Source organism: Providencia sp. wls1922 (assembly GCF_009706505.1).
GTDB classification, from domain to species: Bacteria; Pseudomonadota; Gammaproteobacteria; order Enterobacterales; family Enterobacteriaceae; genus Providencia; species Providencia lanzhouensis.
In genome coordinates, this window is the sequence record NZ_WLUG01000045.1 from 21,386 (window position 1) to 29,259 (window position 7,874).

The following is a 7,874-nucleotide window of genomic DNA, read 5'->3' on the forward strand; positions in this document are numbered from 1 at the left end:
ATTAACAAAAAGAGAAGCAGTAAAGGCACATAAAATTTTAACTCTAAGCTGAAAGCCAGAACTAATGTATGAATATTTAGCGAGTAAGGGGGATCGGTATGCAGTTCTAGCAAATAGTGTTGTTAAAGGTGACTCTTTTTCAGGTAAATTTGCATTAAACTACTTAGAAGAGATCATGATTGAAAAAGGCATTGTAGTTAGTCGAGAGAAGTTCGAAGAAATACGTTTTGATATGGCTTTTTTTTATTCATATACACTTCAAAATAGATTTACGGATGGCGTTACCGAGATATATGGAGATATAAATCATGAAGAAGTGATGTGGTTCCATGAGTTCGTTTTTGATATGCATAAGTTACCTGCGGAAGCGTGGACCTTGCAGCCTGTTTTTAATGTCATGCCAGGCTATGAAAATAAAGAGAGATACTAGCAAAAGGTATTGAATGCTGTAGGTGAGCCAGATAGGGAAATAGAGTTAAGCTTAAGTACTATGAATATTATGTATGAAGGTTTGTATGATGCGACTGAAAGTGAAAAATCCGAAATTCATAGTTGGATTAGAAGAGTAATAGATATAGACAATGCCATTGATGGTGTCGTGATAAGTTTGAAAAATACGTATGGATTCTTTGTATCACCTACATTAGAAGTCGATCTGGATGATGCTCAAGCACTTGTGTATGAAACGGGAAATCCATTAATTGATAGAGGAACAAATCGATTATCATTTTGGGATCTACCACCTCAGAGTCGTTATGAATATTATTTACAACCTGATTGGGTTGGTCAGACAGAGTTTGAACACTTTGATCGCCTTTCTGAATATTACCTTGAACGCCCCGCCTATATATTGCCAGAAACCGGATTATTTAATTCCCCATCTGCCAATTACAGCCCCAATGTTAATAAACATAGTGCCATGATAGATGATGTTATTGGCAACATTCCTTTTGCTGGCTATTCCAATAATCATGCACCAATTGAAATAACGGCTTCAGAACACCGAGGATACCCAGTGAGTGTATATAGACCAAATGATTTTCAAATAGGTGAATGCCAGATGGATCGAACCGTTGATAACTTAAGAGACCACATGTCCTTTATAAATCACTCATCAAGTTCGTTCGATAGGGACTTTAGAATACCGCAAGCACCAAGTATGCCTGAATTTAACTACAGTGGTGGCTATAGCAGCCCATCATCCAGATTCTCATTTTAATATTATTAACACTCAATAACGTTTTAATAAAAAACGGCGGTTATTGAAGTTGATAAACTCACAATAACCACCGTCTTAATTTTGAATATTTAATTTGTTTTCAATTAAATATGGTTTAAATGAAATAACGTTTAAATGGACTCATCCAAATAAATGCGTTCCACTTTTGGGCAACCTAACGCGTGCAAGGTATTTTCTGTTGTACACCACTGCTGTACCGTTGCATCTTGTTTTTCCACTAACACAGCTTGTTCGATGGCATGAATATCTTTACCCGCTAAATTCACCATAATTAGCGCAGCTTGTAATGGTGGTAAGCTTGGGTTGAACGCAGCATTTTCAGCGTAACGACCTGTAAACAGAGAGCCATCTTTTAACTGCACAGCAATACCGGAGTGAGATTCGCTGTATGGTGCGTGAGATTGGTTCGCAGCTTCAATCGCAGCAGATAACAATCTATCGCGACTTTGGTTTTGATAACCATGGTTAACATTGTCGAGCAGCAATGTGGTGATATTCAGATCCGATGGACCGAATGAATCAGGTAAATAATCATGAAGTGTAGCTGCTTGGCGTTTTGGTAAATGCACCATGATCTTACCGCCTTCACGCAGCTCATTCATAAACTGTCGGCAGTGACCGCAAGGCGTGTAGTTGACGGTAATAGAGGTTAATTGCTTTTCGCCTTTTAGCCACGCATGGGTAATGGCACATTGTTCAGCATGGATAGTTTGACCAATAGAAACATGGTTAAATTCCATATTTGCGCCGAAATAGAGATTACCGCTGATCCCGCAAGCGATTGCGCCTACATTAAAGCGAGAAATTGGTGTGACAGCGTAAGCCGCTGCGAAAGGTAATAATGAAAAAGCGAGTTCGCTGTCCGTGCATCCACTCTCAGCTTTAATATGCTTAACTTGCTCAGCGGTCAACATAGCTGAGAAATCGGGTTTGTCCATAATAGGCTTTAGGACAGACTGTAACTTTTCTGGAAGTTCGGCCCAAGCGGCCTTGAATCTTGAATGCATGAGTAACCCTCCCTATTTAATTGTTTTCATTCTATTCAATTAATAGGGTGATTGGATGTGATCGCGATCACTTCATGAATGCAATCAATGAAACAAATTCATTAAATGAGAGATGTATCTCAAGTTTTTACACTGAAATTTGCATAAGAGAGGTAAATAACCTCTCTTATTGATTTAGTTTAGCTAAATAAGTGAAGAATAACAGGGAAGATAAAAGGCGCAATTAACGAGGTGATCACCCCGCAGGTCATTAACGCTAATGAACTGTAAGCCCCTTCAATATAGTTAACTTCCGCACAACGCGCAGTTCCCAAAGCGTGAGAAGCGGTACCCATCGCCAAGCCTCGTGATGCATGGGTGCGAATACGCAAAACATCAAATAGGCTATGACCGAACATCGCCCCTAAAATCCCGACAAAAAGTACGCAAGCGGCACTAATTGCTGGGATGCCTCCGACTGAATCGGCGACAGCCATCGCTATCGGCGTCGTCACTGATTTAGGTAATATTGAACCTGCAATATCCGGTGTTGCCCCTAGCCACAGTGCAATAGTTGCTCCCGTAAACATCGCCACAATACTGCCAGCAAAACAGATACTAAATAGGGATTTCCACTGTGCTCTAATCTGGTGCATTTGCTCGTAGAGCGGAAAGGCGAGGGCGACGACGGCCGGCTGCAATAAATCATTGAGTATTTTACTGCCCGCAAAATAGTGCTCATAAGAGGTATTCGTCAGGATCAGCAGCGGAATAATGATCGCGATAGTTAACAATAATGGATTCAGAATGGGCAATTTGCACTTGATCGACAGCGCTCTTGCCAAGTAGAAAACAACGATAGTTAATGGTAGTGACCACCAAATATGTTCTAACATCACTCTTTCCCCTTGGTTTTATCATTATCGATGGTTGAAGAAATGGGTTCTTCAGGAGGAAGAGGAACTTCATCAGGCTTCACACCCACGATTGGGCGTTCTTTATGGATATAGTTTGAGCTGACCGCGACAACAATCATGACAATGAGCGTGCTGGCAATACAAGAGACGACAATTGGGATCATCTGTTGGCTGAGTAAATCATAATAATTCATAATCCCCACACCGATGGGAACGAATAAAATCGTCATGTTTTTCAGCAGGATGCTACATCCAGGTTTTGCCCAGTGAGCAGGGATTATCTGTAATGCTAGCAAAACAAACAGCAGCAACATTCCGACAATACTGCCGGGAATGGAAAAAGGAAGCAGTTTGGAAATCACATTTCCGATGATCAGGCAGAGGTAAAGTATTGCGAAGGCTCGCAAATATTGCCATCCGGTGTTCAATACTTGTTTTAATGACATGGGACTTGTCCTATTACTCGACAGGCATTCATCATACAATTAACTTGAAAATTGTGCCAGAGATCACAAATAAAAACCCATAAAAAAACGGAGCTCACTAAAGTGGCTCCGTTTTGTACTGATATTGGCTAAGTTTGTTGCTCAATTTTCAGAGCGACAATCAATGGCTTATTTAACCTGCATACCTGGTTGTGCGCCATTATCTGGGCTCAGTAGGTAAATGTCTTTACCACCAGGACCTGCTGCCATCACCATACCTTCGGAGATACCAAAGCGCATTTTACGCGGAGCAAGGTTTGCCACCATCACGGTTAAACGACCTTCCAAGACTTTTGGATCTGGATAAGCGCTACGGATACCAGAGAATACTTGGCGAGTTTCACCGCCGATATCTAACTGTAACTTCAGTAGCTTATCTGAGCCTTCAACGAAGTCTGCTTGTTTGATTAGCGCAATGCGTAAGTCAATTTTAGCGAAATCATCGAATGTGATGGTCTCTTGAATTGGGTCATCCGCCAGAGGGCCGGTCAACTGCTTAACTGGTTGAGCACTTTGTTTGGAGGCTTCTACCATCGCTTCTGCTTTTGCTAATTCAATACGGCTAAATAACGCTTTAAATGGCGCTACGTCGTGGTTCAGTAATGGCGTGTTGATGGAATCCCACGTTAATTCAACTTTCAGGAACTCTTCCACGCGCTTGGTTAAGCTTGGCAGAATTGGTTTCAAGTAAGTCATTAATACTCGGAATAAGTTGATACCCATCGAGCAGATATCTTGCAGCTCTTGGTCTTTACCTTCTTGTTTCGCAATGACCCAAGGTGCTTTCTCATCCACATAGCGGTTTGCAATATCCGCTAATGCCATAATTTCACGCACGGCTTTACCGTATTCACGATTAGTGAAATCGTCACCGATCACTTTTGCCGCATCAACAAATTGTTGGTATAGCGCTGGTTCCGCTAAGTTTGCGGATAATTTTCCAGCAAAACGTTTAGCAATAAAACCTGCGTTACGTGAAGCTAAATTCACCACTTTGTTAACGATATCGCTGTTCACACGCTGTACAAAATCTTCTAAATTCAAGTCGATATCGTCGATGCGTGAAGAGAGTTTGGCTGCATAGTAATAACGTAGGCAGTCAGCATCGAAATGATCTAAATATGCTCGAGCGGTAATAAATGTGCCGCGAGATTTAGACATTTTTGCACCATTAACGGTGACATAACCGTGAACAAACAGGTTAGTTGGTTTACGGTAGTTGCTGCCTTCTAACATGGCTGGCCAGAATAGGCTGTGGAAATAGACGATATCTTTGCCAATAAAGTGGTAAAGATCCGCTTTGGAATCTTTGTTCCAAAATTCATCAAAGTTTAAATCGCTGCGTTTGTCGCACAGGTTTTTAAACGAGCCCATATAGCCGATTGGCGCATCCAGCCAAACGTAGAAATATTTACCCGGAGCATCTGGAATTTCAAAGCCGAAATACGGGGAATCACGGGTGATATCCCACTGTTGTAAGCCAGATTCAAACCATTCTTGCATTTTGTTAGCCACTTGCTCTTGCAGTGCGCCAGAGCGAGTCCATGCTTGCAGCATGTCGCTAAATGCAGGTAAATCAAAGAAAAAATGTTCAGTTTCACGGATAACTGGCGTTGCGCCTGAAACCACTGAGCGTGGGTTGATCAGGTCAGTTGGGCTATAGGTTGCGCTACAAACTTCACAGTTATCGCCGTATTGGTCTTCCGCTTTACATTTCGGGCAAGTACCTTTGACGAAACGGTCTGGCAGGAACATGCCTTTTTCTGGATCGTAAAGCTGTGAAATGGTTTTGCTTTTAATAAAACCATTACTTTTTAATTTGCCGTAAATCAGTTCGGATAACTGTTTGTTCTCTTCGCTATGGGTTGAGTGGTAGTTATCGTAGCTAATCTGGAAGCCTGCAAAATCGTCCTGATGCTCTTGGTTCATTGCAGCGATCATTTCTTCAGGCGTAATACATAATTGCTGAGCTTTTAACATGATCGGTGTTCCGTGCGCGTCGTCAGCACAGATGAAATGAACCTCTTTGCCGCGCATTCGCTGATAACGGACCCAAATATCAGCCTGAATGTGCTCCAGAATATGACCGAGATGGATTGAACCGTTAGCATATGGTAACGCACAGGTTACCAGTAATTTATTCGCGACTTGAGACATAGTAACTTTCTTACTTCCATTATTAATAAAGGGTCTTTGATGTTAACCGATCAATAAAAATGTCGCTAGGGCAATAAAATATTAATCGGCAATTATTAGGAAAAAACGCTAGGTGGAAACAAATTTTTACTGTTTGTGGTTTTTCATTCGCTTGGCGGTCACTATTTTTTTCGTTCTCTGCTATCATGCAACGTAGTCAAAAATGTGTAGTTACAAAAAAGAAAATAAAGGAGCCGGGATGAACGATAAATCCCCCGAGCAGAACAAACCAGAACTGCTGACTGAACAAGTCTCCACTGTTTTGGCTTCATTTACACACCCAACTCTCAAGCGCAATCTGATTTCAATCAAAGCATTGCATCGTTGTGCACTGTTGGACAATGTGTTGCATGTCGAATTAGTTATGCCATTTGTCTGGAAAGGCCCATTCCAAACGCTGATCAGCGAAAAAACGGCTGAATTAAAGCAATTGACGGGTGCTCACGCCGTAGAATGGAAATTACGCCATGATATTACTACTTTGAAACGTGCCAACGATTTACCGGGCATCAACGGAGTGCGTAATATTCTAGCGGTGAGTTCAGGTAAAGGTGGTGTGGGTAAATCCAGTACTTCCGTGAACTTAGCGTTAGCATTGGCACAAGAAGGCGCAAAAGTCGGTATCCTCGACGCGGATATCTATGGTCCTTCAATTCCGAATATGCTGGGTACTACACTGGAGCGACCAACGTCTCCAGATGGTCAGCACATGGCACCGATTATGGCGTATGGCTTAGCCACTAACTCTATTGGTTACTTAGTCACTGACGACAACGCGATGGTATGGCGTGGCCCTATGGCGAGTAAAGCTTTGATGCAGATGCTGCAAGATACGCTATGGCCAGATCTGGACTATCTCGTTATCGATATGCCACCAGGAACGGGTGATATCCAACTGACGCTATCACAAAATATTCCAGTGACAGGCGCAGTCGTTGTGACCACGCCGCAAGATATTGCTTTAGTGGATGCGATGAAAGGGATTGTCATGTTCAAAAAAGTGAACGTACCAGTGCTGGGTGTTGTTGAAAACATGAGTGCGCATATTTGCAGTAACTGTGGTCATGTGGAGCCTATTTTCGGTACCGGTGGTGCAGAAAAACTGGCCGAAAAATATAATACCAAACTGCTAGGTCAGGTTCCGCTGCATATTTCATTACGTGAAGATTTAGACCGTGGTCAGCCGACCGTAATGCGCGACCCTGAAGGCGAGTTCGCCGATATCTATCGCGAAATTGCGTCTAACATCTCTGCATTGATGTATTGGGAAGGGGATAAGATCCCGACGGAAATCTCTTTCCGCGCCGTGTAATTAAATGGTATCGATAAAGGCTATTTGGTCAGTAATGACTAAGTAGCCTTTTTTATTGCCATAAAATCCGATTCTTTGATTGTTCTGATTTCTTCTCAGACTGTTCCTTTATTGTTGTAGGCTGCGTAGAATGTCACATAAATGAATTCCCTGGCCTGAAAATTAACGATATAGAAAATTCAGTCTTTATTCCGCTGGCGAATGCCTAAAAGGTGATTATGAAATTTTTAATTTTTATTGTCGTATTAGTGCTGATTGTTATTTATTTTTATAACCGCATCGTTGCACTACGTGAAGCTGTTGTTTCTAGCGAAACGGAGATCTCTATTCAATTAGATCGCCGCGGTAAAGTATTTGATAGTTTACTGGCGACAGTCAAAAAATATTTAAGCCATGAAACAGAAGTCTTCACTAAAATTACCGAGCTGAGAAGCCAAGCACAAAATGCGACGGGGGATAAAGCCCGAGAAGCGGAAGATGCACTTTCTAAAATGGTCAGTAGTGGTGCTATCAATGTAGCGGTTGAAGCTTATCCAGAGCTAAAATCTGATGCAATTATGGCAAATTTACAAGAAGAGATTGTTTCTTCTGAAAACAAGCTCTCTTTTGCTAAACGTGGTTATAACCGTTCATTAGAAACGTATAATGCGTACATCGCTTCTATGCCTGCTGCATTAATTGTTGGCATTATTCCTAGCTTGAAAATCAATAAAGAATATTGGCGTTTAGACGAAGCTG

8 protein-coding genes are annotated in these 7,874 nt (G+C 41.9%); 4 read left to right on the forward strand and 4 right to left on the reverse strand.

From position 1 onward, the window contains the following. The first annotated feature begins 64 nt into the window (after nucleotides 1-64). Together GKR71_RS20000 and GKR71_RS20005 are read left to right on the forward strand one after the other, a co-directional pair. Complete coding sequence (locus tag GKR71_RS20000; RefSeq protein WP_230083336.1) at nucleotides 65-430, forward strand: hypothetical protein; 366 nt, start codon at nucleotides 65-67, stop codon at nucleotides 428-430. A 9-nt stretch (nucleotides 431-439) separates the two neighbouring features. After that, complete coding sequence (locus GKR71_RS20005) at nucleotides 440-1,219, forward strand: hypothetical protein (RefSeq protein ID WP_230083337.1); 780 nt, start codon at nucleotides 440-442, stop codon at nucleotides 1,217-1,219. Nucleotides 1,220-1,350: 131 nt separating this feature from the next. Here the strand turns inward: GKR71_RS20005 and cdd are convergent, their stop codons facing one another. The 4 genes from cdd to metG form a co-directional block, all read right to left on the reverse strand. Further along, on the reverse strand, nucleotides 1,351-2,247 hold the full coding sequence (cdd, locus tag GKR71_RS03140) for a cytidine deaminase (RefSeq protein WP_154599911.1): 897 nt from the start codon (nucleotides 2,245-2,247) through the stop codon (nucleotides 1,351-1,353). A 179-nt stretch (nucleotides 2,248-2,426) separates the two neighbouring features. After that, on the reverse strand, nucleotides 2,427-3,122 hold the full coding sequence (locus tag GKR71_RS03145) for a CidB/LrgB family autolysis modulator (RefSeq protein ID WP_036949690.1): 696 nt from the start codon (nucleotides 3,120-3,122) through the stop codon (nucleotides 2,427-2,429). Then, nucleotides 3,122-3,589, reverse strand: a complete 468-nt coding sequence (locus GKR71_RS03150) for a CidA/LrgA family protein (RefSeq protein WP_036949689.1) — start codon at nucleotides 3,587-3,589, stop codon at nucleotides 3,122-3,124. Before GKR71_RS03150 ends, GKR71_RS03145 begins: the two co-directional genes overlap by 1 nt. Before the next feature lie 168 nt (nucleotides 3,590-3,757). Next, entirely contained in the window at nucleotides 3,758-5,785 is a 2,028-nt protein-coding gene (gene metG / locus GKR71_RS03155) for a methionine--tRNA ligase (protein WP_154609422.1), read from the reverse strand. Nucleotides 5,786-6,023: 238 nt separating this feature from the next. Between metG and apbC the strand changes: the two genes are divergently transcribed. Beyond that, the gene (gene apbC / locus GKR71_RS03160; protein WP_006662269.1) at nucleotides 6,024-7,136 is read left to right on the forward strand and encodes an iron-sulfur cluster carrier protein ApbC; all 1,113 of its coding nucleotides are present in this window, start codon (nucleotides 6,024-6,026) and stop codon (nucleotides 7,134-7,136) included. 218 nt (nucleotides 7,137-7,354) lie between these two features. Then, on the forward strand, nucleotides 7,355-7,874 hold a 520-nt coding region (locus GKR71_RS03165; protein WP_154633935.1), incomplete at its 3' end, for a LemA family protein.

What these genes read in the sequence shown, in the direction of transcription:
- GKR71_RS20000 (WP_230083336.1), top strand. Translation starts at nt 65, where the DNA reads ATGTATGAATATTTAGCGAGTAAGGGGGATCGGTATGCAGTTCTAGCA.
- cdd (WP_154599911.1), bottom strand. Translation starts at nt 2,247, where the DNA reads ATGCATTCAAGATTCAAGGCCGCTTGGGCCGAACTTCCAGAAAAGTTA.
- GKR71_RS03145 (WP_036949690.1), bottom strand. Translation starts at nt 3,122, where the DNA reads ATGTTAGAACATATTTGGTGGTCACTACCATTAACTATCGTTGTTTTC.
- GKR71_RS03150 (WP_036949689.1), bottom strand. Translation starts at nt 3,589, where the DNA reads ATGTCATTAAAACAAGTATTGAACACCGGATGGCAATATTTGCGAGCC.
- metG (WP_154609422.1), bottom strand. Translation starts at nt 5,785, where the DNA reads ATGTCTCAAGTCGCGAATAAATTACTGGTAACCTGTGCGTTACCATAT.
- apbC (WP_006662269.1), top strand. Translation starts at nt 6,024, where the DNA reads ATGAACGATAAATCCCCCGAGCAGAACAAACCAGAACTGCTGACTGAA.